Origin of the sequence: Streptomyces sp. NPDC058796 (assembly GCF_042745235.1) — a bacterium.
In the GTDB taxonomy this organism is placed as follows: domain Bacteria; phylum Actinomycetota; class Actinomycetes; order Streptomycetales; family Streptomycetaceae; genus Streptomyces.
Map to the genome: position 1 here is coordinate 1 of NZ_JBHYOP010000003.1, position 25,543 is coordinate 25,543.

Consider the following 25,543-nt stretch of genomic DNA (forward strand, 5'->3'; position numbering starts at 1 on the left):
TTCCCTTTCCGGCGGCTCCGACTCTATCAGATCCTTTCGGGCTCTGATTCCCCGTCAGAGGGGGTTGTCTTCGCGGCTGTTGGGCCGTTCCGACGTCCCAAACCTTAGCGGACTTTCCCGGCGTTTCCCAATCGGTGTCGAGCGGGTCGCCGTGTCCCTTCGGAATTGAATTCGGACATGCCGAAACAGTTCCCGGAGGGAGGTCGTGCTGGTGGCTGGGTGCCGCTGTCGCGGCGAAAGGTGTTGCCGCAGAACCGTTACGGCCCGGTGGCAACCCGAAGAACCTTACGGATCGCCCAGGAGGCTGTCAAGCATCCCTGTCAAGATCTTTAATCGAGGTCGCTGAGCCGGCCACCGGCGTCGGGCTGGGCGTGCTCGACCCTGCGCAGCAGGCGGGTCAGTACCTCGCCGAGGGCCGATCGCTCGTCCGCCGAGAGGTCCTGGAGCAGGTCCTCTTCGAAGACCGTGGCGAGACGCATGGCCTCCAGCCACTTCTCCCGCCCCTCCGCCGTCAGCTCGACGATGACGCGGACCCGGTTGGACTCGTCCCGGTCCCGGGTGACGAGCCCCTCCCCCACCATGCGGTCGATGCGGTGTGTCATCGCGGCCGGGGTGAGGCCGAGGCGCTTGGCGAGGTCGCCGGGGCCCAGACGGTAGGGGGCGCCGGAGAGGACGAGCGCCTTCAGCACCTCCCAGTCGGTGTTGCTGATGCCCAGCTCGGCGGTCTGCCGTCCGTACGCCACGTTCATACGGCGGTTCAGACGGGAGAGCGCCGAGACGATCTTCTCGACCTGGGGGTCGAGGTCCTGGAATTCGCGCTGGTAGGCGGCGATCTGTTCTTCGAGTGTCGGCTCGCCGGCGCCGGAGGTGTCGCCCATGGCCCGCAGTATGGCACGGGGCTTCTTTGCCTTGAAGTCCTTCGCTGTGTACTCTTTACCTTCGAACTTTAGCTTCTAAGTCTTCAGCTTTAACGGCTGAAGCATCGACCCAGAGAGGGTGAACGTGACCAGGGCAATGGGCGCAGCGATGCGCCGGATCCATGTGGGCAACGCACTCAGCGCGTTCGGGCTCGGCTTCACCGTCCCCTACCTGTACGTCTATGTGGCGCAGGTACGGGGACTCGGTTCTGTGACGGCGGGTCTCGTACTCGCCGTCTTCGCCGTGGCCGCGCTGATCGTGCTGCCGTTCGCCGGGCGGGCCATCGTCCGGCGGGGCCCGCTGCCGGTACTGCTGGTCGCCCTGGTCACCGCCGCGCTGGGGGCGCTGAGCCTCGGGCTCTCGTCCTCGGCCACCACCGTGCTGCCGTCCGCCGCCGCGCTGGGGGCGGGGCAGGCCGTGATGCAGCCGGCGCTCGCGACGATGATCGTCGACTGCTCGACGACCGAGACGCGGTCGCGGGCGTTCGCGATGCAGTTCTTCCTGCAGAACCTGGGTCTCGGCGTCGGCGGGCTCATCGGTGGGCATCTGGTCGACACCTCGAAAGCCTCGTCGTTCACGCTGCTGTTCGCGATCGAGGCCGCGATGTTCCTGGTGCTGGTCGCGGTGATGGCGACGGTGCGTGCGCCGCGCGCGCCGCGTGTCGAGGAGGTGCCGGGGCAGACGGCCGGCGGCAGCTGGAAGCAGCTGCTCGGCAACCGGGCCATGGTGCAGCTGTGCGTGCTGGGTTTCGTGCTGTTCTTCGCCTGCTACGGGCAGTTCGAGTCGGGGCTCAGCGCGTACGGCGTCGAGGCGGCCGGGATCTCCACGTCCGCGCTCGGGACCGCGCTGGCGGCGAACACACTGATGATCGTGGTCGCGCAGTTCGCGGTGCTGAAGTTCGTGGAGCGCCGGAAGCGGTCACGCGTGATCGCCTCGGTGGGGCTGATCTGGGCCGTGGCGTGGGCCGTGGCCGGGTATGCCGGGCTCGGGCACGGCAGCCAGGCGATGGCGACGGCCGCCTTCATCTCGACGTACGCGCTCTTCGGGCTGGGTGAGGCGCTGCTGTCGCCGACGCTGGCGCCGCTGGTGGCGGACCTGGCGCCGACCGGTCTCGCCGGGCAGTACAACTCCGCCTTCGCCCTGGTGAAGCAGCTCGCGCTGGCGATCGGGCCGGCGGTGGGCGGCCCGCTCGGGGCCTCGCTGCACGCGCCGTACATCGTGGCCTTCACGCTGATCTCGCTGGGCATCACGGTGCTGGCGGTGCGGCTGGGGCGGCAGCTCACGGACGTACAGAACCAGCCGTCGCTCGCGCGGAGCCGGGTGGTCACGCAGGGCGGGGCGCCGTCCGACGCGGTGGCGGCCGCGGAGGCGTGACCGAGCAGCCGAGGCGGTGAGGCCGTGACGGGCGGGTGCCCGTCACGGCCTCGCTGTCCTGCTGCCCTACTGACTCACTGCCTCACGGCTTCGGCAGGAGGAATTCGCACCAGACCGCCTTGCCGCCGCCGGGCGTGCGTCGGGACCCCCAGTTGGAGGCGATCGTCGCGACGATGGCGATGCCCCGGCCGGACTCGTCGCCGGGTTCCGCGCGGCGGCGTCTGGGCAGGTGGTCGTCGCCGTCGGTGACCTCGATGATCAGGCGGCGGTCGGTGCGGCGCAGGCGCAGCCGCATCGGGGGCGTGCCGTGCTGGAGGGAGTTGGCGACCAGTTCGCTGGTGGCCAGGACGCCCAGGTCGTGCAGGTCGGTGGGGAAGCGCCAGCTGGTGAGGACGCCGGACGCGAAGGCACGCGCGCGTGGGGCCGCCTCCACGCCGCCGAGCAGTTCCAGGGCGGCGTTGCGGAAGCGCTCGGCCTCGGCGCCCTTGCGGGCGGGGTGCTGGAGGACGAGGACGGCGACGTCGTCGTCGTGGTCCGGGGTGACGCCGGCCGAGCGGACCAGTCGGTCGCAGACGACCTGGGGGCTGCCGGTGGCGCCGGACAGGGCGCGTTCCAGGGCGGCGATGCCCTCGTCCAGGTCCTCGTTGCGGCGCTCCACCAGGCCGTCGGTGTAGAGGACGGCGGTGGAGCCGGGGGTGAGGGCGATCGAGCCGGAGGTGTGCATCCAGCCGCCGGTGCCGAGCGGGGGGCCGGTGGGTTCGTCGGCGCGCTGGACGGTGCCGTTCTGGTCGCGGACCAGGATGGGCAGGTGGCCGGCGGACGCGTAGACGAGCCGTCCCTCGTTCGGGTCGTGGATGGCGTAGACACAGGTGGCGATCTGATTGGCGTCGATCTCGGTGGCGAGGCCGTCGAGGAGCTGGAGGACCTCGTGCGGGGGCAGGTCGAGGCGGGCGTAGGCCCTGACCGCCGTACGGAGCTGGCCCATGACGGCCGCCGCGCGGACGCCGCGTCCCATGACGTCGCCGATGACGAGGGCGGTGCGGCCGCCGCCGAGGGTGATCACGTCGTACCAGTCGCCACCGACGGCGGCCTCGGTGCCGCCGGGGTGGTAGGTGGCGGCGACACGCAGGTCGTCTGGCTCCTCCAGTTCCTGTGGGAGCAGGGAGCGCTGGAGGGTGACGGCGGTCTCGCGCTGGCGGCGTTCGCTCGCGCGGAGGCGGGCGGCCGCCTCGGCGTGGTCGGTGACGTCGGTGGCGAAGACGAGGACACCGCGGTCCCCGTCGCCGTCGTGGGGCTCGGTGACCGGGGTGCAGGTGAAGGTGTAGGAACGGCCGTCGGGGGCCTTGCGGGACTTGAGGGTGCGGGGTCTGCCGCTGCGCTGGACCTGGTCGAGGAGGGGGAAGAGGCCCAGCTCGGAGAGTTCGGGGAGGACCTCGCGGCCTCGTTCGCCCAGGGCGCGGGTGCCGAAGGCGCCGACGTAGGCGTCGTTGACGTAGGCGAGGCGGTGGTCCGGGCCGTGGACGAGGGCGACGAGGGCCGGGACTCGGTCGAGGACGTCGCGCACGGGCAGTTCGTCGACTTCGGGGACGGGCGGGGCCTCGTCGGTCAGCTGTTCGGCGCGGGCGGCGGGTACGGAGCCGTCCGGCCGGCGGTCCGGGGTGAGGGGCGGGTCGGTCCGCGCTGCGGCGCGGCGCTGCGTTCCGGGGAGCCGGGCGCTCCAGCGCGTGAAGTTCACGAATCCTTGCCTCGTGTCCTTGCCTCGTGTAGTTGTCGGCCGCCCCGGTGGTGTCGGTGGTCCCGGACCGGGCGGCGGGGACCGGTCCAAGCCCCCGGGGGCACGCGTCCGCGGGCGGTGGCGCCCCCGCGGTGGTGGACCAGTCTGGCAGGGTGCGGGCCGGGCCGACATCCGTCAGACGCGGGACCTGCCGGGGGAGTTCCTCCGTCCGGTCAGGACGACCCCTTCGGGTTGTCCGGGTGCTCCTGAGAAGGCTTTCCACCGGCCGCGAGTTCGAACTCGGCTCGCGGATGTTCGAGTGACCCCAGGGAGACGATCTCCCGTTTGAAGAGTCCGGCGAGGGCCCATTCGGCCAGCACGCGCGCCTTGCGGTTGACGGTGGGGACGCGGCTGAGGTGGTAGGCGCGGTGCATGAACCACGCGGGGTAGCCCTTCAGCCGGCGCCCGTAGACGTGGGCGACTCCCTTGTGGAAGCCGAGGGAGGCGACGGAGCCCGCGTACGTGTGCCCGTACGTCTCCAGGGGTTCGCCGCGCAGGGCGTGCGTGATGTTGTCGCCGAGGACCTTGGCCTGGCGGACGGCGTGCTGCGCGTTGGGGGCGCATTCCGCGCCGGGCGTGCCGGCGGTGACGTCGGGGACGGCGGCGGCGTCTCCCGCGGCCCACGCGTGCGGGGCGCCGTCGACGCGGAGGTGGGGGGTGCACCTGAGCCGGCCGCGTTCGTTCAGCGGGAGGTCGGTGCCGGCGAGGATCGGGTGGGGCTTGACGCCGGCCGTCCACACCACCGTACGGGTCGGGAAGCGGGAGCCGTCGCTGAGTACGGCGACGCGGTCGGCACAGGACTCCAGGCGGGTCTGAAGGCGTACGTCGATGTTGCGGCGGCGCAGTTCGGTGACCGTGTAGCGGCCGAGCTCCTCGCCGACCTCGGGCAGGACGCGGCCGGAGGCCTCGACGAGGATCCACTTCATGTCGTCGGGCGTGACGTTGCGGTAGTACCGCGCGGCGTAGCGGGCCATGTCCTCCAGCTCGCCGAGCGCCTCGACGCCCGCGTAGCCGCCGCCGACGAAGACGAAGGTGAGAGCGGCGTCGCGCAGGGCCGGGTCGCGGGTCGAGGAGGCGATGTCCATCTGTTCGAGGACGTGGTTGCGCAGGCCGATGGCCTCCTCGACGGTCTTGAAGCCGACGCCGTGGTCGGCGAGGCCGGGGACGGGCAGGGTGCGCGAGACCGAGCCGGGCGCGAGGACGAGTTCGTCGTACGTCAGTCTGCGGACGCCGGCGCCCTCCTCGGTGGCGAGGGTGGAGACGGTGGCGGTGCGGGTGGTGTGGTCGATGGAGCGGGCCTCGCCGATGACGACGTCGCACTGGCCGAGGACGCGGCGCAGCGGCACGACCACGTGCCGGGGGGAGATGGAGCCGGCCGCCGCCTCGGGGAGGAACGGCTGGTACGTCATGTAGGGGTCGGGCGTGACGACCGTGATCTCGGCTTCGCCGCGCCTCAGTTCCCCTCTCAGGTTCCGCTGGAGGCGCAGGGCCGTGTACATCCCGACGTAGCCACCGCCGACAACGAGAATGCGCGCACGTTCCTTCACCATCCCATGACGCACCCGGCGCTTGCGTTTGTCCACAGGCTCGTCGATTTGTGTGACCGGAGACGGTGGCGGCGGATGTTCGGCGCAATGGCTTCGGTACGGGGACGACGCGCAGGTCAGTGGGGGTGGGAGCGGGGCCGGAGGGCGGCGTGTTCCGGGCGTATGCGATCCGTGCTCCGGTCGAGGGGCGCACCGTGCGGAACCTGCCCCTTCTGAATTGACCCCCGCTCAACTATGTTCTTCCCACGGAGCGTAGGGGGATGTGCTCATCGGGTCCGCGACGGGCGGGCCGGGAAGCGAGCCTTTCCGCCGCACTCCGGCTTTCGATGGCGGGGAGAGTCTCCGGGGGGAGACGTCATTACCGGGGGATTGGCTATGCATGTTCAGGGCTCTCATTGGTCGTCCACGTCCACCGTCGCGCCCGGTGGCGCGATGAGCGCGGCACCGGGCGGCGGACGTGGGGACGGAGCGCGGACCGCGCCGCTGCGCGTGGACGCCCAGCGCAATCTGGAGCACGTGCTGCGCGCGGCGCGCGAGGTGTTCGGCGAGCTGGGGTACGGCGCGCCGATGGAGGACGTGGCGCGGCGCGCGCGGGTCGGTGTCGGCACGGTGTACCGGCGCTTTCCCAGCAAGGACGTCCTGGTGCGGCGAATAGCCGAGGAGGAGACGGCCCGGCTGACCGATCAGGCCCGGGCGGCGCTCGGGCAGGAGGACGAGCCGTGGTCGGCGCTCTCGCGCTTCCTGCGGACATCTGTGGCCTCGGGTGCGGGCCGGCTGCTGCCCCCGCAGGTGCTGCGGGTCGGGGTGTCCGACGAAGGCGACGACGGTGCCGTGGGCGGCGAGCCGCGGGTGCCGCAGCAGCGGATACAGCCGGGCTCCGGCGAGCTGCGGCTGGTGCCCGAGGGCACGGCGTCCGCGGGGGACTCGGCCGGTGCGTCGGTTTCCGTGGTGGACGACGGCGGGGCGGCGGCGCTGCTCGATGTGGTGGGGCGGCTCGTCGAGCGGGCGCGGGCAGCGGGCGAGCTGCGGCCGGACGTGTCGGTGTCGGACGTACTGCTGGTGATCGCCACGGCGGCGCCCTCGCTTCCGGACGCGGCACATCAGGCGGCCGCGTCGGCCCGGCTGCTGGACATCCTGCTGGAGGGTCTTCGGTCGCGTCCCGCGTCGTGACGCGGATGTGCGGTCGACCCGGGCGGGGCGTGGCGGTCGACTCCACGTGTCCCGCCCGACGCCGGACGAACTCGCACGCGAAGCGCGCAGCCGAAGCCCGCCGCGAGAGGTTTCCTCCCTACCCGAACAACTGATCGTCATTACCGGCTTTCGGGAAGTCCCCACAGACGAGTGACAGCGTGCACTGCGGTGTCCTGGCCAAAGGCCGGTATGGCACGCTGACCCGGTGTTCGGGACTGGGCGGGCAGGTGGCGGGGGCTATCCGCGATGAGCGTTGACGGGCGGGACGGATCACTCGGCGAGGACGGCACCGGCCCCGGCGAGCCGCCGCCGCAGGTGCCGGGCCAGGGCGGGCCGGCCCGGGTCCCGGACGAGTCCGGTGAGGGTGCCGAAACCGCCGAGGGGCCGGAGCCCGTGAAAGGGGGCGTCCCCGAGGAGTCCGGACCGGCCGACGCGGTGGGTCCCGCTGAGGGGACTGGACCCGCTGAAGCGGCCGTCCCCGCTCAGCGGAAGCTGCACGAGGACACTGTTCTCCCGGCGTCGCACGAGGTGTACGACGGGGGAATCCTTCCGCCACCGCGGGAGGTGCCGGAATCCGACGCGGAGCTGATCGGGCGGATGCGCTCGGGCGACGACACGGCCTACGAGGAGCTGTACCGGCGCCATGCGGACGCGGTGCGCCGGTACGCACGCACCTGCTGCCGCGACGCCCACACCGCGGACGACCTGACGGCCGAGGTCTTCGCCCGCATGCTCCAGGCGGTGCGCGGCGGCTCGGGCCCCGAGCACGCCGTACGCGCCTACCTGCTCACCGCCGTCCGCCGGGTCGCCGCCGGGTGGACCCGGTCGGCCGGACGGGAACAGCTGGTGGACGACTTCGCGGTGTTCGCCGCGCAGGCCGCGCACTCCGCCAAGGCGGCGGACGACGACACCCTGGAACTGGGCGCCGACGTCCGGGCCATGCACGAGGCCGAGCAGTCCATGGCCATGCGGGCCTTCCGGTCGCTGCCCGAGCGGTGGCAGGCCGTGCTGTGGCACACCGAGGTCGAGGACGAGTCGCCGAGCGAGGTGGCCGTGCTCTTCGGGCTCGACGCCAACGGCACCCGGGTGCTCGCCAGCCGCGCCCGGGAGGGCCTGAAGCAGGCCTATCTCCAGGCCCACGTCAGCGAAACCCTCGCCGCCGACGAGGAGTGCGCCCGCTACGCCGACCAGCTCGGCACCTACGCGCGCGGCAGGCTGCGCATCCGGGCCGAACGAGGGCTGCGCAAGCACCTGGAGGAGTGCGCCCGGTGCCGGCTGGCGGCCAGCCAGATCGAGGAGGTCGCGAGCGGCATCCCCGCCGTGGTGCCCGTCGCGGTCATCGGCTGGTTCGGTGCCGCCGGGTACGCCAAGGCGGCGGGGTTCGTCGCCGGCGGCGCGGGCGCCGGTGCGGCGGGGGCCGCGGGCGCGGCGGCCGCCGCGGGGGGAGGCGCGTCCGGTGGGGCGGGGGCCGGGGGCGGCGCGGCCGCCTCCGAAGGGCTGGGCGCCCCCGTGAAGGCCGGCATCGCGGCCGGCGTGGTGGCGGTGGCCGCCGCGGCGGCGCTGGTCTTCGCCCTGGTCGGCGATGAGACGCCGGCGAAGCAGCCGCCGAAGGCGGGCCCGCCCGCCTCCTCGCCGGTTGCCCAGCCCGCCCCGGACACGCCCACGCCCACGCCCCGGCCACCCCGTCCACGCCCACCAGTGGCCGCCCCCGAGCCGACCCCGACACCCACCCCCAGCCCGACACCCGAGCCGGCGCCGCCCCCTTCCCCCACGCCGACGCCCACCCCGGAACCGCCCCCTACCCCGGCCCCGACGCCCACGCCCACGCCGACCCCGCCGCCCGCGCCGGCCGTCTACCGGTGGAGCGAGCTGGTGTACGACGTCACCGGCGACGGCAGCGGCCCGGAGATGCGGCTGGGCGAGAGCAGCTGGGTGTGGCAGCGCTCGGCACTCTCGATCGGCGGCGAACGGTACGAGTACGGCGTCACGGTGCACGGGCGCTCCAGCGCCGTCATCGACCTCAACCGCTCCTGCTCGTCCTACGACGCCCTGGTCGGCGTGGACGACCTGACGATGAAGCTGGGCAAGGTCTATTTCGCGGTGTACGCCGACGGCGTCCGGCTGTGGAGGTCGGGGATGGTCAAGGGCGGCGACCCGGCCGTGCCCGTCCACGTGAACCTCACGGGACGCGAGAGCGTGACGCTGGCCGTGGAGCCCCACAACCACCTCGACGGCTTGGCACTGGCCGACTGGGCGCAGTCGCGGTTCACGTGCGCCTGACACCGCTCACGGCGTGGTCCGGCCCGGCACCGCGGCCCGGTACGCCGTCCCGTCGGGGTCGCGCAGTACGTCCTCGGGGCTGAGGGCGGGGCCGTGCCAGAGGGCGAGCGCCGTCCAGCAGGCGGGCGGCGGTCGCGGCGTCACCGCCGTCGAGGGCGGTGGTGCCCTGCCGTACGAGGCGCTCGAAGACGAAGAGGTCCACGTCGTCGCGGGCCGCGGCGAGCCGGTGTCCACCGGGTCCGGAGGCGACGGCGTCCTTGCCGAGGGCACGGCGGAGACGGCCGACGACGGCCTGGAGGGCGGCGGGGGCGTCCCGGGGCGGGTCGTCGGCCCAGACCTCGTCGATCAGTGTCGTCGGGCTGACGAGGTGACCGGGCCGCAGGGCGAGGGCGGTGAGCAGCGCGCGCAGACGGGGGCCGCCGGGGTGCCGTGGTCCTCCGCCTGGGTGATGCCCAGGATTCTGTACCGCACGGGGTCATTGTCGCCGGTCGGGGCCGACGGCCCGGGGTGTTGCGCGCCGGGCGGTACCTGCGGGCGTACGCGGTCGTGCGCGGTCCGGTCGAGGACAGGACGCCCCGCGCCTCCGCGCCACTCCCTGTGCCTCTCCCCGCGCCACTGCCGGGGACTCCCCCTGCGAAGACCCCGCGTCACCCCCGCCGCACAACCGCCCCCGCCCCGCCCAGCGCCCCCCGCTGCGGCGCGATCCCCGCGGGCACCGCACGCTGCCGCGCGGGCGTGCCCGTCCAGCACGTGCCGCGCCGGGCGAGCAGGCGGCGCAGCCACAGCTCCAGGGAGACCAGGTCGGCCAGGCCGTCCAGCGGCAGTGCCTCACCCGCGGCCGCGGCCCGCACCGCCTTGCGCACGACCCGCGCCTCCACCAGCCCCGCCTCGGCGAGCAGCGGCGTGTCGAACAGCCCCATCAGGGAGTCCGCCGCGACCCGCAGCCCCGTCCGCGCGGCCGAAGCGGCCACCGCCTGCGTCGGCGCCCCCCACCCGCTCGGCAGCTCGCTCACCCCCGCCCCTTCCAGCACCGTCCGCAGGATCGACGCCCGCGCCCCCGGCTGCACCCGCAGCGCCTCCGGCAGCGCCCGGCACGCGCGGACGACCTGGTTGTCGAGGAACGGCGTGTGCAGCCGCTGGAAGCGGATCTCGGCGGCCTGCTCCAACACCCGGATGTCGGCCGCCTGCCGCGCCAGCGCCGCCCGCGCCCGGAAGTCGCCCGGCCGCTGCCCCGGCCCCACCCCCGACCTCTGGGACGACATCTGCAGGCGAACCGATACTTCGGCCAGCGCCTCCCCGGTCAGCCACCGCGCCGCCGGCCCCGGCCCCGCCCAGGTCAGCACGGCCAGCGACGCGTCCATCGCCCCGTCGCCGGGCGCGTCGAAGCGGCGCCGCAGCAGCCGCTCGGAGAGCACCTCGAGACCGGACCGGTACGGCGTCCGCGCCAGCCGCCGCGCCGCGGCGTACACCCGCGCGGGCACCAGCACCGAGCCGTCCGCCTTGGCCATCGCGGCGACCGGCCGCACGAGATGGCGCCGTTTGCGGTCCATCAGGAGGTCGGCGAGGCGCGCCGGGTGCGCGTCCAGCACCTGCCGCGCCCCGTACCCCGTGAAGTGGTCCGCGCTGCCCGCCGCGAGCCGCGCCCGGTGCCGGGCCGCCGCGATCAGGGAGGAGCCCGGTTCGTCGGTCAGCGGCCCGTCCAGGACGCCGTACGGCAGCATGTCCTCGCCGCCCGTCACGACGACGTGGTGCAGCCGCGGATTGGCCGCCAGCGCCCCCGCCCGCGCCAGCTCGGCCTCCTGCCCGCCGACGGCGAGGTCGTTGAAGGTGACGGCCAGCAGCCGCTCCCCCGCCCCCGTGCCGTGCCCGAGCACGGTCCCCGGCATGCCCGGCAGCCCGGCGGCCAGCAGCGCCAGCGTCCCCGAGGCCGGTCCGCCGGAGAGGTCGGCGCCGATCCCCGGCACCGGCATCCCGCGCGCGGCGCGCCGTTCCGCGGGTCCCATGCCCGGGACGGGTCCGGGGTCGATGCCGTCCCCGGGTACGTGCCGGGGCGCGGCGAGACGCGTGCGTACGGCCTCCACCAGGGCGTCCCGTACACCGTCCACCGCGCGGTCGGGGTCGGCCGCGGGCGCCGCGACGGCGAGGGAGGCCACCGGTTCGTACCCGGCGACCTCGCGCGCCCCGGCGCGCAGGATCAGCGCATGCCCCGGCGGAATGCGCTTCACGCCGTCGTACGGGGTGGAGTCGTCCAGCGCGGCCGGCACGTCGGGCGCGGCGAGCAGCGCGGCGAGGTGTCCGAAGTCGAGGTTGGCCTCGACGAGGTCGGCCAGGGGCAGCGCGGCGGTCGCGTAGGCGGTGCCGCCCGCCCAGGGGGTGTGGAACACCGGTCGCGCCCCCGCGAGATCGCCGCAGACGGTGATCCGCCGCCCGACCTGGACCACCGCCGTGTAGCTCCCCGGCCACGCGGTCAGGTGCCGGAGTGCTCCGCCCCGCGCGGCGAACAGGCTGACCCGCAGCTGCTCGTCGCTCGCCCCGCAGATGCCGAGCACGGCGATCCGGGTCTGGGGGTCGGCGGAGACGACGCGGACCTCGTCGGGGCGCCAGTCACCGACCGCCCACAGGGGATCGGGGTCACCCCACAAAAGCTGCGAACCGACGGGCTGCAGGGTCTCACCGTCGTACCCGGTGGCCCCCGCCGAGCCGGCCGCACCGGCGATCCCCCCGGCCCCCACGGCGGCGCTGCTCCACCCCACCAACCACCGCATCGACGCCTCCACAGGCTGGGGACAACCAGTGCACCGTACGAACTGGTCCCATGCTGCCATGAAGGGCGCGCCGCAGAGCAGCGGCGGAGCCGCACGTGCTCCCATGAATGCGCCCCCGCGGGTGTCCACCCGCGAAGGCCGACGGCCTGCTCGGAGGCGTGAAGACGACGCGAATGCGCCCCCGCAACGCGCCCCTTGGCCACCCAACGCGCCCTCAATATCCATGGTGAGGGCGGTGGTACCCCGGAAAAGCCGGGGTCGATTTTCAGCCAATTCGACGTTACGAAAGCACGCTCGGACACGCTCCGTACAGGCTCCGCGCACCGTCCGGCGGCGCGCAGCCCGGGAGGCGAGGCGCACCCCCCGGACCGGTCCGCCGCCCGCGGGGATGTAGGCGGCGGTGTCCCCCAGCCCACTGGATCCAGTACAGCGGGCCGACCCACGCACCGCCCATGGAACCGCTCCCCCGATGGCCGGAGAAGAGCGCACGGCCGGGCGCACGGCCACACAGCGGGAGCACGCGGCAACGGACCGTGCTGGGACCGCACTTGAGTACGGGCCACAATCCCGCCATCCGGAACAATGCCTCTTAACGCATGGGATGCGGCGAACTACGCTGGGTTTACGAATGCCGCGTGGTTATGCCAGCGCGGCAGCCGTCTGTGTCGAGGGGTGGCGCATGTCCAGGGAGCAACGCGGGCCGAACGAAAAGCTCGGCGCCGTTCTCGCCCTCGCGGGAATCAGCAACGCGGGTCTCGCCCGGCGCGTCAACGACCTCGGCGCCCAGCGCGGGTTGACGCTGCGCTACGACAAGACGTCGGTGGCGCGCTGGGTGTCGAAGGGCATGGTGCCGCAGGGTGCGGCGCCGCACCTCATCGCCGCGGCCATCGGCCAGAAGCTCGGCCGCCCGGTGCCGCTGCACGAGATCGGCCTGGCGGACGCGGACCCCGCCCCCGAAGTGGGCCTCGCCTTCCCCCGGGACGTCGGCCAGGCGGTCAGGTCGGCCACCGAGCTGTACCGCCTCGACCTGGCCGGCCGCCGCTCCGGCGCCGGCGGCATCTGGCAGTCGCTGGCCGGTTCGTTCGCGGTGAGCGCGTACGCGACGCCGGCGTCACGGTGGCTGATAACCCCGGCCGACAGCTCGGTGGCGCGCGAGGCGGGCCCGGCCGAGGGCTCCGGCGCACCGCTCAAAGTCGGCCACAGCGACGTGCGGAAGCTGCGGGAGGCAGCCGAGGACGCGCGGCGCTGGGACTCCAAGTACGGCGGCGGCGACTGGCGTTCGTCGATGGTCCCCGAGTGTTTACGCGTCGAGGCGGCGCCGCTGCTCCTCGGCTCCTACTCCGACGAGGTCGGCCGCGCCCTCTTCGGCGCCTCGGCCGAACTGACCCGCCTGGCGGGCTGGATGGCCTTCGACACCGGCCAGCAGGAGGCGGCCCAGCGGTACTACATCCAGGCGCTGCGCCTGGCCCGCGCCGCGGCCGACGTCCCCCTGGGCGGCTACGTGCTGGCCTCCATGTCCCTCCAGGCGACCTACCGCGGCTTCGGCGACGAGGGCGTGGACCTCGCCCAGGCAGCGCTCGAACGCAACCGGGGCCTGGCCACGGCACGCACCATGAGCTTCTTCCGGCTGGTCGAGGCCCGCGCCCACGCGCGCGCGGGTGACGCCCCGGCGGCCGGCGCCGCCCTGAAGGCCGCCGAAAGCTGGCTGGAGCGCGCCCGGCCGGGCGACAGCGACCCGACGTGGCTGGGTTTCTACTCCTACGACCGGTTCGCCGCCGACGCGGCCGAGTGCTACCGCGACCTGAAGGCACCACGCCAGGTCCGCCGCTTCACCGAGCAGGCCCTGTCGAAGCCGACGGAGGAGTTCGTACGCTCGCACGGACTCAGGCTCGTCGTCTCCGCGGTGGCCGAGCTGGAGTCCGGCAACCTGGACGCGGCCTGCGAGCAGGGCGTGCGGGCGGTCGAGGTGGCCGGGCGCATCTCCTCGGCCCGTACCACCGAGTACGTGAAGGACCTCCTGCACCGCCTGGAGCCGTACGGCGACGAGCCGCGCGTGGTCGAGCTGCGCGAGCGCGCCCGGCCGCTGCTGATGACCACGGCCTGACGACCGCCCCCTGATCGACATCACGCCGGGCCCGGGTTTGAAGGCATTGTCAGTGGCGCAGTGCACTATCGGAACCGGGAGGTGGGCCGGGAGATGGCACAAGTACGGACCGTGACCGGGCACGACTGCGACGTGCTGGTGATCGGCGGCGGGATCGTCGGCCTGTCGACGGCGTACGCGATCACGCGTGCGGCGCCGGGCACGCGGGTGACGGTGCTGGAGAAGGAACCGGGACCGGCCCGGCACCAGACGGGCCGCAACAGCGGCGTCATCCACAGCGGCGTCTACTACCGCCCGGGCTCGCTGAAGGCCCGCTTCGCGGTGCGGGGTGCGGCGGAGATGGTGAAGTTCTGCGCGGAGTACGGCATCCCGCACGCCGTCACCGGCAAGCTGATCGTCGCCACCGACCGCTCCGAGCTGCCCCGCCTGCACGCCCTGGTGCAGCGCGCCCGGGAGAACGGCATACCGGTGCGCGAGCTGGGCGCCGCCCAGATCCCGGAGTACGAGCCGGAGGTCACGGGCCTGGCCGCCATACACGTCGGCACCACCGGCGTCTGCGACTACGTGGCCGTGGCCCGGCAGCTGGCGCACGCCTCCGGCGCGGAGATCCGCTACGGAGCCCAGGTGCGGCACATCGACCGCCGCCCCGGCCGCGGGGTCGCCGTCCGCACCCGCTCCGGGGACGTGCTGCGCGCCCGGGTCATGGTCAACTGCGCGGGACTGCACTGCGACGAGGTCGCCCGCCTGACCGGCGACGACCCCGGTATGCGGATCGTCCCCTTCCGGGGCGAGTACTACGAACTGGCGCGTCCGGAGCTGGTGCGGGGCCTGGTGTATCCGGTGCCGGACCCGGCCTTCCCGTTCCTCGGCGTGCATCTGACCCGGGGGATCGACGGCGGTGTGCACGTCGGGCCCAACGCGGTGCCGGCCCTCGCCCGGGAGGGGTACGGCTGGGGCGTGGTGCGGCCCCGCGAGCTGGGCGGGACGCTGGCCTGGCCGGGCTCGTGGCGGATAGCCCGGCGGCACTGGAGGTACGGGGCGGGCGAGCTGCGGCGCTCGCTGTCCAAGGCGGCGTTCACCACGGCCGTGCGCAGGCTGCTGCCCGCGGTGACGGAGGACGACCTGGTGGCGGCACCCGCGGGGGTGCGGGCGCAGGCGGTGCTGGCGGACGGGACGCTGGTGGACGACTTCCTGATCCACGAGGGCGCCCACGCGGTACACGTCCTCAACGCCCCGTCCCCCGCAGCGACGGCCTCCCTCCCGATCGGCCGTGAGGTGGGCCGACGGGCCCTGGAAATGCTCGGGGCCACCTGACCGGGCGCCCCCGGCCCGGGGAGGCCCGGCCCACCGCACACCCCGCCGTAAAATCGAAGGCACTGTGTCTGATTTCCGCCGCGCTTCCGACGCCCCCCAGCCAGCCGCACCGCATCCCGGGGCGCCCGTCCGGCACATCCGGGCCAAGGGTGAGCCCCGGTTCCCCGACGGGCCGAAGGCCGACCCGGCCGGGTCGCACTTCGAGCGGCGGATCCGGAGTTTCCAGCCCCGCCGGAGCAGGGTGACCGCCGGGCAGGCGGACGCGCTGCAGCGGCTGTGGCCGCTGTGGGGGCTGGACATCGACGGGCAGCGGGTCATCGACCTCGGTGAGCTGTTCGGCAACGACCACCCCGTCGTCCTGGAGATCGGCTTCGGCATGGGCGAGGCCACCGCGCAGATGGCCGCCGCCGACCCGGGCAGCAACATCCTCGCCGTGGACGTCCACACCCCCGGCCAGGGCAACCTGCTCGGTCTCGCGGAGCGGAACGACCTGTCCAACATCCGGGTGGGCAACGGCGACGCGATCATCCTCCTGCGCGAGATGCTCGCCCCCGACTCCCTCGCCGGACTGCGCGTCTACTTCCCCGACCCCTGGCCCAAGAAGCGGCACCACAAGCGCCGCCTGATCCAGCCGGAGTTCCTGACCCTCGCCGCGACCCGGCTCGCACCGGGGGCCGTCCTGCACTGCGCCACCGACTGGGAGCCGTACGCCGAGCAGATGCTCGAGGTGCTCACCGCGCACCCCGACTTCGAGAACACCGCGCCCGGCGGCGGATTCGCGCCGCGTCCGGCCCACCGGCCGCTGACCCGTTTCGAGGGCCAGGGACTGGACAAGGGTCATGTGGTGAACGACTTGCTCTTCCGCCGCGTACCGCACCCCGAACGGCGAGCACCGCGTATCGCGCCGTGACCAGCGTCAGAGCAGCCCCCACCGGTTAGGGTCCATGCCGTGGCCACCTGTCCCCCGTATCCGACGAATCCGCCGCGCCCGCACTGGTGGCAGCGCGCCTGGGTGCGCTACGGGGCAGTGGCCACGTTGCTGGCGATATCCGGCCTGGTGATCCTGGCCCTGGTGCGAGAACAGACCGGCACCCACGGCTTCCTGGTCGGACTCGGCCTCGCGGTGCTGCCCGTGCCGCTGCTCATAGCCGCGTTCCGCTGGCTGGACCGGGTCGAGCCCGGACCCTGGCGGAACCTGCTGTTCTGCTTCGCCTGGGGCGCCTGCGCCGCCGCTCTGATAGCGATCATCGCCAACAGCTTCGCGACGAGATGGATCGCCACGGCGACCGCCGACCCGGCCGGGGCCGACACCCTGGGCGCCACGGTCATAGCGCCCGTCGTCGAGGAGTCCGCCAAGGCCGCCGCCGTCCTCCTGGTCTTCCTCTTCCGCAGGCGGGACTTCACCGGCATCGTCGACGGCGTGGTCGTCGCCGGCGTCACCGCCACCGGCTTCGCCTTCACCGAGAACATCCTCTACCTGGGCAACGCCTTCGGCACCGACCAGCTCACCGGCGACAGCGGCTTCGCCTCCGTCACCGCCGCGACCTTCTTCGTCCGCGTCGTGATGTCGCCCTTCGCCCACCCGCTGTTCACCGTGCTCACCGGCATCGGCTTCGGCATCGCCGCCCTCTCCACCGGCCGGCACCGCCTGCGCCGCGCCCTGCTCCCGCTGGCCGGTCTGCTGCTCGCGATGGGCATGCACGCGCTGTGGAACGGTTCGGCCGCGTTCGGCGAGTACGGCTTCTTCGCCGTGTACGGGGCGTTCATGGTGCCCTGCTTCGGCCTGCTGACCTGGCTGGTGATCTGGACCCGCCAGCGCGAACTGCGCACCGTGCGCGACGAGCTGCCCGCGTACGTACTGGCCGGCTGGCTGGCCCCGGCGGAGCCGTACGCGCTCGGCTCGATGCACGCCCGCCGCCTCGCCCGGCAGTACGCCCGCCGGCACGCCGGGAAACCGGCCGCTCGGGCGGTGGCGCAGTACGAGGCGTACGCGACCTCGCTGGCGTTCCTGCGACAGCGGGGGCGAAAGGGCCGCGCGGGCGCCGACTTCGCCGTACGGGAACGGGAACTGCTGGGCGCCCTGTGGCAACGCCGCGAGGTGGCGCGCCCGGCGCTGGACCACGCGGCCCGCGCCACGGCTCCCCCGCCCGTCGCCCCCTGGCCCGGATACGGGGTGCCCGGATACGGAGTGCCCGGAGCGCCCGGGATGTACGGCGCCCACATCGGTTGCACCACGTACGGACATGCGGGCCCCTGGGCTCCGGCCCTCGCGGCGGCCCCGGCCCCCGCCCCGACGCCGTACCCCATGCCCGCCCGGCCCCCGTACCCGTACGCGCCGTACTCCCAGCCCCACCCCCACCGGCCGTAGCCTGCCTCAGGCCGACGCCTCCGTCAGCCGCCGGGTCTCGTCCTCCGTCAGGGTCAGCTCCGCCGCCTCCAGCAGCGCCGGCAGCTGCTCCACCGTGCGCGCGGACGCGATCGGCGCGGCCACCGTCGGCTGTGCGGCCAGCCAGGCCAGGGCGACCGTGGCGACGGGCGCGGAGTGGGTCTCGGCGATCTCGTCCAGGACCGCGAGGACCCGCTGCCCGCGCTCGCTCTCCAGGTGCTTGGCGGCGCCGCCCGCGCGCGGACTGTCGACCCTCGCGCCGGGCCGGTACTTCCCGGTGAGGAATCCGGACGCCAGGGCGTAGTAGGGAACGGCGGCCAGCCCGGCCCGCTCGGCGAGGTCGCGCAGTCCGCCCTCGTAGGTGTCGCGCGAGACCAGGTTGTAGTGGGGCTGGAGTGCCACGTACCGGGCGAGGCCCTCGCGGTCGGAGAAGTCCAGGGAGGCGGCGAGCCGCTCGGCGGAGATGTTGGAGGCGGCGATGTGCCGCACCTTGCCCGCCCGCACCAGTTCGTCGAGCGCGCCGATGATCTCCTCGACCGGCACCTCGGGCTTGTCGAAGTGGGTGTAGTAGAGGTCGATGTGGTCGGTGCCCAGGCGGCGCAGCGAGGCGTCGGCGGCCGCCTTGATGTTCGCGGCGCTCAGTCCCGGGTACTCGGGGTGCTGGCTGACCTTGGTGGCGAGGACGACGTCGTCACGGTTGCCGCGGGCCGCGAACCACCGGCCGAGGACGGTCTCGGACTCACCGCCGCTGTTGCCGTCGACCCACGCGGAGTAGGAGTCGGCGGTGTCGACGAAGTTGCCGCCCGCCGCGGTGTAGGCGTCGAGGACGGCGAAGGAGGTGTCCTGGTCGGCGGTCCAGCCGAAGACGTTGCCGCCGAGGGCGAGGGGGAAGACCTCCAGGTCGGAGGAGCCGAGCTTGCGCAGAGAAGTCATGTAGCGCGTCAACGAGCCCGACGGTCCCCGGGATTCCGGCAGCGGGGCAAAGATCCCGCAAACCGGCAGCCCTGACGTCGGGGGGTCGCCGTCAGGACCGCCGGGGATCAGGAGTGACGATCGGCGTGTGCGGAGTGGTTCAGGGCGTGAGGCCCTTGCTCTGCAGCCATGCCATCGGGTCGAGGCTGCCGCCGCCGGCCGTGTGGACTTCCATGTGGAGGTGGGCGCCGGTGACGTTGCCGGTGGCACCGACGCGGCCGATGACGTCGCCGGTGGTGACCTTCTGGCCGACGCTGACGTTGATCGAGGACTGGTGGGCGTACCAGATCTCGGTGCCGTCGTCGAGGGTGAGCACGGTCTTGTAGCCGTACGACCCGTCCCAGCCGGCCGACGTGATCGTGCCGCTGTGCACCGCCTTGAGCAGCGTGCCCGTGGGGGCGGCGAAGTCGAGTCCGGTGTGGTGGCCGGAGGACCAGTAGGGGCCCGCCTGCCCGAAGGTGGAGGAGATCGTGTACGAGGAGGTGGGCAGCGTGTACTGCTTGGCCAGCTTCGCGAGCCGCTCGGCCTCGGCCTTCTTCGCGGCTTCCTCCTCGGCCTTCTTCTTGGCGGCGGCGGCCTTGGCCTCGGCCTCCTCAGCCGCCTTGGCGGCGGCTTCCGCGGCCTTCTTCTCGGCGGCGGCCGCGGCCTCGGCGGCGGCCTTGCTCTCGACCTGGGCCTGCTGCTGCTCGGCCTGCGCCATGATCCGCGCGCGCAGCGACTCGCCGGCGTCGGCGGTGCTCTCCTCGCCGGTGCCGGCGGAGGCGGCGGCGATGCCGCTGAGCGGGGTGGCGGAACCCTCGGGCTCGGGCTCCTCGTCGGTGATGAGCGAGCCGACGTTCGGCAGGTCCGGCATGGAGATGGACACCGGCGGCTTGCCGGTCTGCGCGCTGGCCATGCCGCCCGCGCCGACGGCGGCTATGACACCGACGCCCAGGACGGTGGAGCTGCGGGCGAGGCCGCCGCGCTGCTTGGCGACGCGGTGCCGGCCGCGCACGGGGCGGATGGACTCCGCGGTGGGGTTCCACTCCTCCCAGGGGCCCTCTTCGGCGCGGTGGACGTCGTAGCCGAAGGTGTCGGTGTCGTGCCCGCTGGGCACGGACGGGGCCTCGGGGGCAGGCCGGTTGGACGCCACGTGGGCGTACTCCTTTCCTTCCTTTCGCCTACCGGGTTAGCTGACGGGTTCGGAGCAGGAAGGTCTCCTACGCGCGTATATCCGCCGTGCCTGGCACGGCGTCATACGCCCGATTCACCCCAAGTGGTGGTTCCCCGGTTCCCTTGCGGGATTCGGCGCGTGCGCACGGAGCCGCCTTCTGTGACGGCTGGGACGACCGCGCTGCGTTATCGAACGTTAATAGACGGGGGCCTCTGATTCCAAGCCGTTCCGCTTGATCATTAAGGAGACCCGGGTGGACACACGCCTCACGGGCGATGAAATCCGGGCGAGTTGACCCCCCTTCAGCGCCCCTTCGGCACCACTTCCCGCAAGCACCACACCTGATGGTGTGTCAGTTGTTATGCGGAGGGCGCTCGCTCCATCACGGGCCGTGATCAGGGTCGTCGCACGGCGAGCAGAGCCATGTCGTCGGCCATGCCGCCCCCGGAGTGCCTGCGCACGTCCTCGGCGAGGGTGCCGAGCAGTTCTTCCGGGTGCCGGAAGACGCAGCCGGCCAGCCGCTCGTGCGGGTCGTAGAACTCGCCCCGGTCGTCGCGGGCCTCCGACAGTCCGTCGGTGTACAGCAGCAGCGTGGCCCCGCCGGGGAACGGGGCCTCCTCCGCCCGGTCGGGCCACACGCCGAGTTCCCCCATCCCGAGCGGCAGCGCCGACTCCCGGGCGGGCAGGAGGCGCAGGGTGCCGTCGGCGTAGAGCAGCAGCGGTGGCGGATGCCCCCGGTTGAGGACGCGGACGACTCCGTCGCCGTGCGGGAGTTCGGCGAGCACGGCGGTGGTGAAACCCTCGAAGGCGTCCAGCCCGTCGCGCCGGGTGCCCTCGCGGGCCAGCGCACGCTCCAGCCGCTGGGCCACCGCCTCCAGCGTCGCCTCCTGTTCGGCGGCCTCCCGGAACGCGCCGATCACCACGGCGACGGCGGCGACCGCGCCCATGCCCTTGCCCCGCACGTCACCGACGATGAGCCGGATGCCGCGCGGGCTGTCCTGCACCGCGTACAGGTCGCCGCCGATGAACGCGTCGGCCTGCGCCGCCTCGTAGCAGGCGGCGATCTCGAAGCCGCCGATCCGCTCGGCGGGTTCCGGCAGCACGGCCCGCTGGGCGGCCTCGGCGATCTCGCGGACGGAGACGAGCCGCTCGCCGGTGCGGCGCACGAAGGCGTTGACGAGGACGGCGAGCGCGGCCACCGTCGTGATGGTGATCAGCTCCGTGAGGGAGTCGACGTAGTGGATGACCTCCTTGCTCAGCTGGAGCCCGATGACGGCGGCGACCACGGCGGCACTCGTGAGCACCGTGCCGCGCCGCGAGTAGACCGCGGCGGCGACCAGGGGCGCGGCCGTGTAGAGGGGGCCCGCGGTGAAGTAGCGGGGGGTGAAGATGTCGTACAGGACGGCGACGACGATCAGCAGGACGGGCAGTGCGCGTACGAGCACTCGCCCGTACGGGGTCCGGCGGTGCGGCTCGGCCTCGGCTGGCAGTACCTCGGCGGTGCCGCCCAGTCCGGGGTCGGGCACGGGATCACCGGGGAGTCGGCCGCCGGCCCTGGCGTACGCCCCCTCGTCGTCCACGTCACCTGGCCGCACCACTCGTCTCCCGCCACCCCGCACTCCACACCGCTTGCCGTCCCGTCCTCCAGGCTTCCCGGAGCGGGGGCGGGCGGCGAGCGGTGCGGGCCGAGCGGGTGAACGCGCGGACGCACGGATGCAGAGGTGTGCGCCGGACGCACCGAAGGCCGGAACCCTTTCGGATTCCGGCCTTCGGCCTTCAGTAGCGGGGACAGGATTTGAACCTGCGACCTCTGGGTTATGAGCCCAGCGAGCTACCGAGCTGCTCCACCCCGCGTCGTTGTGTTCACCACTGTACGTCATCCCGGGGGCGGAATGCACATCCGTATCTCTCTACCCCTCCAGGTGACGGTTCGGAGCCTTCGCCCGCTCCTCGTACTCCGGCAGTACGACGACGGCGGCGCCCCCGCCGACGAGCACACCGCTGCCGTCCGCCCCCGGCACGAAGGTGTCCGGCTCCCGCCAGGCCGTGACCACGCGGCGCATCCCCGCGTCGAGGATCAGCCGGGCGCACGGGGCCGGCCGGGAGGCGCGGCGGGCGCACGGCTCCAGGCTGGAGTACACGGTGGCCGTCGCCAGCCGCGGATCGTCCGGGTCGGTCTTGGCCAGCGCGGCCTCCTCCGCGTGCACCACGGCGTCCCCGCGCTCCCTGGAGTACCCCCGCGCCAGCTCCGTGCCGTCGGCGGCGACCACGACCGCCCCCACACTGAACGCCGTCTCCGACGCCGGGCACAGCTCGGCCAGCTCGCAGGCGAGCGCCAGCCAGTGCCGGTCGGCGGCCGTGACCCGGTCGCCGGTGCCGGGCGCCGTCGGCAGGTACCGCGTCAGTACGACGTCCTCGATGCGCCGCGCCTCCACCAGCCTGAGCCGCCCGCTCTGGTACCCGCCGGGCCCGAACAGCCGGGGCGCGGCCGGGTCGCCCACGAGGAGCGGCGCGAGCACGAGCTGCAGCTCGTCGGCGAGCTCCTGCCGCAGCAGCCGGCTGTGCACGGTCCCCCCGCCCTCGACCATGAGCCGCCTCACCCCCCGCCGGTCGTGCAGGTACTCCAGCGCCACCCGCCAGTCGAGCACGGCGCCGAACGGCACGACGTCGGCGGCGATCCCGAGCGCGTGGGCCCGCCGGGCGCCCTCGTCCGTGGTCAGCAGCACCTTCTCCCCGCCCGTGTGCCAGAACCGGGCCGCCGGGTCCAGCTCGCCGGTGGCGCTGACGGTGACCTTCAGGGGGTACTCCGCCCGCCCCGCCGCGACCCGGGCGGCCCGCCGCTCGGCGGAGTTCACCAGCAACCGCGGATTGTCGGCCCGGATCGTTCCGGCCCCGACGAGGATCGCGTCGACCGACGCCCGCACCTCGTCGACCCGGTCGAAGTCGGCGGGCGAGGAGAGCAGGAGCCGTTCGGGACCGGTGTCGTCCAGGTAGCCGTCCAGGGAGACGGCGGCGGAGAGGAGGACGTGGGGAAGGGGCATGGGGCGTACTCCGGGGGCGGACTGGTGTGGCGGGCCTCGATCATCGCCACTCCCACAATGATCTGCGACGGTCAGCCGAGGTTGTCGAGGTAGCGGCCGGGGTCGGCCGGCTCCGCCGGTGCGGGGCGGGCGTCGTACCCGGCGGTGGCCCGGTCCTCGAGGCAGCCGTCGGACCTCACGGGCTGGCCGAACCACCACCGGTCGAGGGCGGCCTGTCCCACGCGGCGCTCTGGGGTCACCGGCTGCCCCAGGTACCAGCCCGCGACGAAGACGCCGTAGACCACGGCGGCGCCGAGGCGGCGCGGGGTGACCCTGCGGGGGCGGAGACCAAACCCGGCCAACATGGGGGGAGTTGTACGCACGCCGAGGGCCTCTGCAGCTGGATGACGGTGCTGCATGACAAAGACCCCAGCTCGTTCACTCTGTGAGCTGGGGTCCGGCCAGTAGGCCCTGTGGGACTCGAACCCACAACCAATGGATTAAAAGTCCACTGCTCTGCCAATTGAGCTAAGGGCCCAGGGGTGCCGCACGGTGTTGCGTGATGTTGCCATACCGAGCATAGCCCGACGCGGCCGGGACTCCGATCGGGTATCCGGGTCCCGGCCGCGTCGCGCGCGCCGTGCGGCGCCGTGTTACGGGTCCACCGGCTCCGGTGCGTTCGCGCGGGCCGCCACACGGGCCCGGGTGCGTTCGTGGTCGGGGTTGAGGAACCAGTGGCGGGCCGAGGCCACCCACCAGGTCGCGGCGAAGCCGAGGACGACCAGGACGGCGATCGGCGCGTAGTTGAAGGTCTCCCAGGTGACCGGCGAGACCTGCGGCAGCATGAACAGGACCGTGATGACGCAGACCCACGCCACCGCGACCACGCCCACCGCCTGCGACCAGCGGCCCAGGTGCCACGGCCCCCGCTCGAAGGCGGCCCCCTTGCGCACCCGCAGCAGGGTCGGGAGGACGTAGGCGATGTAGAGGCCGATGACGGCGATCGACGTCACCGCCGCGTACGCCGTGACGTTGATCAGGTAGGGCAGGCCCAGGGCGAGTGCGCCCAGGGCGGCCAGCCAGACGGCCGCCACCGGCGTGCGGGTGCGCGGGTTCACCGTGTGCCAGAGGCGCGAGAAGGGCAGCGCGCCGTCGCGCGAGAAGGCGTAGATCATGCGGCTGTTGGCCGTCACCGAGGCCATCCCGCAGAACAGCTGGGCTCCGATGACGACGAGGAGGAGCAGCTTGCCCGCGGTGGCGCCGAGCGCGTCGAGCAGGATCTGCGCGGGCGGCGCGCCGGTGGGGGACGTCAGGGCGCCCTCGTAGGACTGGATGGCGAAGGTGAAGCCGAGGAGGAGGACGAAGCCGGCGATCCAGGACGTCCAGATGGAGCGGACGATGCCCTTGGGGCCCGCCGTCGACGCGTCGTGCGTCTCCTCCGTCATGTGGGCGGAGGCGTCGTAGCCCGTGAAGGTGTACTGGGCCATCAGGAGACCGATGAGGACCACGTAGACGCCGCTGCCCCAGCCCGTGTTGTTGACGAACTCGCCGAAGACGAAGGACGCCGACTGGTGCTGGTCCGGCGCGAAGGTCAGCGCGCCGACGATCACCGCCACGCCCACGACGTGCCACCAGACGCTGATGCTGTTCAGGAGACCGACGACGCGGACACCGAACGTGTTCAGCAGGCCGTGGAGGATCAGGATGGCCGCGAAGAGGAGGATCGTGCGGCCGGGGGTGACCTCGAAGCCGAACTGGAGGTTCAGGTAGGCGCCCAGGAAGGACGCGGCCCCGAAGTCGATACCGGCGGTGACCGCGACCTGGCCGAGCACGTTGAACCAGCCCGTGAACCAGGCCCAGGCGGCGGCCGTACGGGGCGGTGCCAGGCGGTGCGCCCAGAAGTACAGGCCCGCCGAGGTCGGGTACGCCGAGCAGATCTCGGCCATCGCCAGGCCGACGAAGAGGGTCATCAGACCGACGGCGACCCAGCCCCACGTGATGACCGCGGGGCCGCCCGTGTTCATGCCGAACAGGTAGAGGGTCAGGCAGCCGGAGAGGACCGAGATGATGGTGAAGGAGACCGCGTAGTTGGAGAACGCCGACATGCGGCGGGCCAGAACCTGGGTGTAGCCGAGCTGGGCCAGCCGTTCCTCGTCCGAGAGCCCGCTCGCCTTGGCGTCATCTGTCATGCCCCCAGCAATTCCCCTGCGGGGAACGTGACATGCGTCACTCGCTGGCCGAAAGCTGGTCCGGAGAACGGTCCGCGGAACGGCCCGGGGAGCGGGAAGCCGAAGCGCCGTGGCCTCCGCCCGGTGAGGGGCGGAGGCCACGGCGCTCGGTACTACTCGGCGTCAGCCGTCGCGTCAGCCGTTGCGCTTCCAGCGCGGCTTGTCGTCACGGCGGCCGAAGGAGGAACCGCGGTGGTCGTCACGGCGGCCGTACGGGCGGTCGTGCCCGCCGGAGCGGAAGCCGGGACGGTCGCCCTGGCGGTCGCGGTTGAAGGGACGGTCGCTGCCTCGGTGGCCGCCGCGGTCGTCGCGACGGTCGTCCCGGCGGAAGCCGCCGCGGTCGTCACGACGCTCGAACGAACGGCCACCACGGTCGTCACGACGCTCGAAGGAGCGACCCCCACGGTCACCACGGTCATCGCGACGGTCGTCCCGGCGGAAGCCACCGCGGTCGTCACGACGCTCGAACGAACGGCCACCACGGTCGTCACGACGCTCGAAGGAGCGACCCCCACGG

16 protein-coding genes, 2 tRNA genes, 3 pseudogenes and 1 riboswitch are annotated in these 25,543 nt (G+C 73.3%); of the genes and pseudogenes, 7 read left to right on the forward strand and 14 right to left on the reverse strand.

Annotation, left to right across the window (positions count from 1 at the left end; translation table 11 throughout):
• Window positions 1-329 precede the first annotated feature (329 nt).
• A complete protein-coding gene (locus tag ACFW47_RS08630; RefSeq protein ID WP_043382094.1) occupies window positions 330-878 on the reverse strand; it encodes a MarR family winged helix-turn-helix transcriptional regulator in 549 nt (182 codons plus the stop codon).
• 136 nt (window positions 879-1,014) lie between these two features.
• On the opposite strand from ACFW47_RS08630, the gene ACFW47_RS08635 reads away from it, so the two are divergent.
• Entirely contained in the window at window positions 1,015-2,292 is a 1,278-nt protein-coding gene (locus ACFW47_RS08635; RefSeq protein WP_386305657.1) for an MDR family MFS transporter, read from the forward strand.
• An 82-nt stretch (window positions 2,293-2,374) separates the two neighbouring features.
• Here the strand turns inward: ACFW47_RS08635 and ACFW47_RS08640 are convergent, their stop codons facing one another.
• Window positions 2,375-4,027 carry a SpoIIE family protein phosphatase gene (locus ACFW47_RS08640; protein WP_386288999.1) on the reverse strand — a complete coding sequence of 551 codons (1,653 nt, stop codon included), beginning with the start codon at window positions 4,025-4,027 and terminating at the stop codon, window positions 2,375-2,377.
• Window positions 4,028-4,239: 212 nt separating this feature from the next.
• Window positions 4,240-5,616 (reverse strand): NAD(P)/FAD-dependent oxidoreductase, encoded by a 1,377-nt coding sequence (locus ACFW47_RS08645; RefSeq protein ID WP_386305256.1) that lies wholly within the window; start codon window positions 5,614-5,616, stop codon window positions 4,240-4,242.
• Window positions 5,617-5,988: 372 nt separating this feature from the next.
• On the opposite strand from ACFW47_RS08645, the gene ACFW47_RS08650 reads away from it, so the two are divergent.
• Window positions 5,989-6,783, forward strand: a complete 795-nt coding sequence (locus ACFW47_RS08650; RefSeq protein ID WP_386288995.1) for a TetR family transcriptional regulator — start codon at window positions 5,989-5,991, stop codon at window positions 6,781-6,783.
• A 267-nt stretch (window positions 6,784-7,050) separates the two neighbouring features.
• Window positions 7,051-9,084 carry a sigma-70 family RNA polymerase sigma factor gene (locus ACFW47_RS08655; RefSeq protein WP_386305258.1) on the forward strand — a complete coding sequence of 678 codons (2,034 nt, stop codon included), beginning with the start codon at window positions 7,051-7,053 and terminating at the stop codon, window positions 9,082-9,084.
• 78 nt (window positions 9,085-9,162) lie between these two features.
• On the opposite strand, the pseudogene ACFW47_RS08660 reads toward ACFW47_RS08655, so the two are convergent.
• Together ACFW47_RS08660 and ACFW47_RS08665 are read right to left on the reverse strand one after the other, a co-directional pair.
• Window positions 9,163-9,555, reverse strand: a pseudogene (locus ACFW47_RS08660) (BTAD domain-containing putative transcriptional regulator); the annotation flags it as partial.
• 176 nt (window positions 9,556-9,731) lie between these two features.
• Window positions 9,732-11,849 (reverse strand): asparagine synthase-related protein, encoded by a 2,118-nt coding sequence (locus ACFW47_RS08665; RefSeq protein ID WP_386305260.1) that lies wholly within the window; start codon window positions 11,847-11,849, stop codon window positions 9,732-9,734.
• A 679-nt stretch (window positions 11,850-12,528) separates the two neighbouring features.
• Between ACFW47_RS08665 and ACFW47_RS08670 the strand changes: the two genes are divergently transcribed.
• The 4 genes from ACFW47_RS08670 to ACFW47_RS08685 all read left to right on the forward strand — a co-directional run bounded on the left by ACFW47_RS08670 (window position 12,529) and on the right by ACFW47_RS08685 (window position 17,635).
• Entirely contained in the window at window positions 12,529-13,953 is a 1,425-nt protein-coding gene (locus ACFW47_RS08670; protein ID WP_386288990.1) for an MFS transporter, read from the forward strand.
• Window positions 13,954-14,046: 93 nt separating this feature from the next.
• A complete protein-coding gene (gene lhgO / locus ACFW47_RS08675) occupies window positions 14,047-15,267 on the forward strand; it encodes an L-2-hydroxyglutarate oxidase (protein WP_386288989.1) in 1,221 nt (406 codons plus the stop codon).
• A gap of 64 nt (window positions 15,268-15,331) precedes the next feature.
• Window positions 15,332-16,177 carry a tRNA (guanosine(46)-N7)-methyltransferase TrmB gene (gene trmB / locus ACFW47_RS08680; RefSeq protein WP_386288987.1) on the forward strand — a complete coding sequence of 282 codons (846 nt, stop codon included), beginning with the start codon at window positions 15,332-15,334 and terminating at the stop codon, window positions 16,175-16,177.
• Window positions 16,178-16,216: 39 nt separating this feature from the next.
• Window positions 16,217-17,635, forward strand: coding sequence for a PrsW family intramembrane metalloprotease (locus ACFW47_RS08685; protein ID WP_386288985.1), 1,419 nt, complete (start codon window positions 16,217-16,219; stop codon window positions 17,633-17,635).
• A 6-nt stretch (window positions 17,636-17,641) separates the two neighbouring features.
• Here the strand turns inward: ACFW47_RS08685 and ACFW47_RS08690 are convergent, their stop codons facing one another.
• The 9 genes and pseudogenes from ACFW47_RS08690 to ACFW47_RS08730 form a co-directional block, all read right to left on the reverse strand.
• Window positions 17,642-18,586 carry an aldo/keto reductase gene (locus tag ACFW47_RS08690; protein ID WP_386288983.1) on the reverse strand — a complete coding sequence of 315 codons (945 nt, stop codon included), beginning with the start codon at window positions 18,584-18,586 and terminating at the stop codon, window positions 17,642-17,644.
• 139 nt (window positions 18,587-18,725) lie between these two features.
• The gene (locus ACFW47_RS08695; RefSeq protein WP_386288981.1) at window positions 18,726-19,757 is read right to left on the reverse strand and encodes a M23 family metallopeptidase; all 1,032 of its coding nucleotides are present in this window, start codon (window positions 19,755-19,757) and stop codon (window positions 18,726-18,728) included.
• A gap of 11 nt (window positions 19,758-19,768) precedes the next feature.
• Window positions 19,769-19,925, reverse strand: a riboswitch (cyclic di-AMP (ydaO/yuaA leader).
• 248 nt (window positions 19,926-20,173) lie between these two features.
• Complete coding sequence (locus tag ACFW47_RS08700; RefSeq protein ID WP_386305262.1) at window positions 20,174-21,358, reverse strand: PP2C family protein-serine/threonine phosphatase; 1,185 nt, start codon at window positions 21,356-21,358, stop codon at window positions 20,174-20,176.
• 200 nt (window positions 21,359-21,558) lie between these two features.
• Window positions 21,559-21,632, reverse strand: a tRNA-Met gene (locus tag ACFW47_RS08705).
• A 56-nt stretch (window positions 21,633-21,688) separates the two neighbouring features.
• Window positions 21,689-22,819: a dihydrofolate reductase family protein gene (locus tag ACFW47_RS08710; RefSeq protein ID WP_386305263.1), complete on the reverse strand. Its 1,131-nt coding sequence runs from the start codon at window positions 22,817-22,819 to the stop codon at window positions 21,689-21,691.
• Between the two features lie 77 nt (window positions 22,820-22,896).
• Window positions 22,897-23,163, reverse strand: a pseudogene (locus tag ACFW47_RS08715) (hypothetical protein); the annotation flags it as partial.
• Window positions 23,164-23,263: 100 nt separating this feature from the next.
• Window positions 23,264-23,336 (reverse strand) — tRNA-Lys (locus tag ACFW47_RS08720).
• A gap of 115 nt (window positions 23,337-23,451) precedes the next feature.
• Window positions 23,452-24,987: an amino acid permease gene (locus ACFW47_RS08725; RefSeq protein WP_386288975.1), complete on the reverse strand. Its 1,536-nt coding sequence runs from the start codon at window positions 24,985-24,987 to the stop codon at window positions 23,452-23,454.
• Between the two features lie 174 nt (window positions 24,988-25,161).
• A pseudogene (locus tag ACFW47_RS08730) lies at window positions 25,162-25,543 on the reverse strand (RNA helicase); the annotation flags it as partial.

What these genes read in the sequence shown, in the direction of transcription:
- ACFW47_RS08630 (WP_043382094.1), bottom strand. Translation starts at nt 878, where the DNA reads ATGGGCGACACCTCCGGCGCCGGCGAGCCGACACTCGAAGAACAGATC.
- ACFW47_RS08635 (WP_386305657.1), top strand. Translation starts at nt 1,015, where the DNA reads ATGGGCGCAGCGATGCGCCGGATCCATGTGGGCAACGCACTCAGCGCG.
- ACFW47_RS08645 (WP_386305256.1), bottom strand. Translation starts at nt 5,616, where the DNA reads ATGGTGAAGGAACGTGCGCGCATTCTCGTTGTCGGCGGTGGCTACGTC.
- ACFW47_RS08650 (WP_386288995.1), top strand. Translation starts at nt 5,989, where the DNA reads ATGCATGTTCAGGGCTCTCATTGGTCGTCCACGTCCACCGTCGCGCCC.
- ACFW47_RS08655 (WP_386305258.1), top strand. Translation starts at nt 7,051, where the DNA reads ATGAGCGTTGACGGGCGGGACGGATCACTCGGCGAGGACGGCACCGGC.
- ACFW47_RS08665 (WP_386305260.1), bottom strand. Translation starts at nt 11,849, where the DNA reads ATGCGGTGGTTGGTGGGGTGGAGCAGCGCCGCCGTGGGGGCCGGGGGG.
- ACFW47_RS08670 (WP_386288990.1), top strand. Translation starts at nt 12,529, where the DNA reads ATGTCCAGGGAGCAACGCGGGCCGAACGAAAAGCTCGGCGCCGTTCTC.
- lhgO (WP_386288989.1), top strand. Translation starts at nt 14,047, where the DNA reads ATGGCACAAGTACGGACCGTGACCGGGCACGACTGCGACGTGCTGGTG.
- ACFW47_RS08690 (WP_386288983.1), bottom strand. Translation starts at nt 18,586, where the DNA reads ATGACTTCTCTGCGCAAGCTCGGCTCCTCCGACCTGGAGGTCTTCCCC.
- ACFW47_RS08710 (WP_386305263.1), bottom strand. Translation starts at nt 22,819, where the DNA reads ATGCCCCTTCCCCACGTCCTCCTCTCCGCCGCCGTCTCCCTGGACGGC.
- ACFW47_RS08725 (WP_386288975.1), bottom strand. Translation starts at nt 24,987, where the DNA reads ATGACAGATGACGCCAAGGCGAGCGGGCTCTCGGACGAGGAACGGCTG.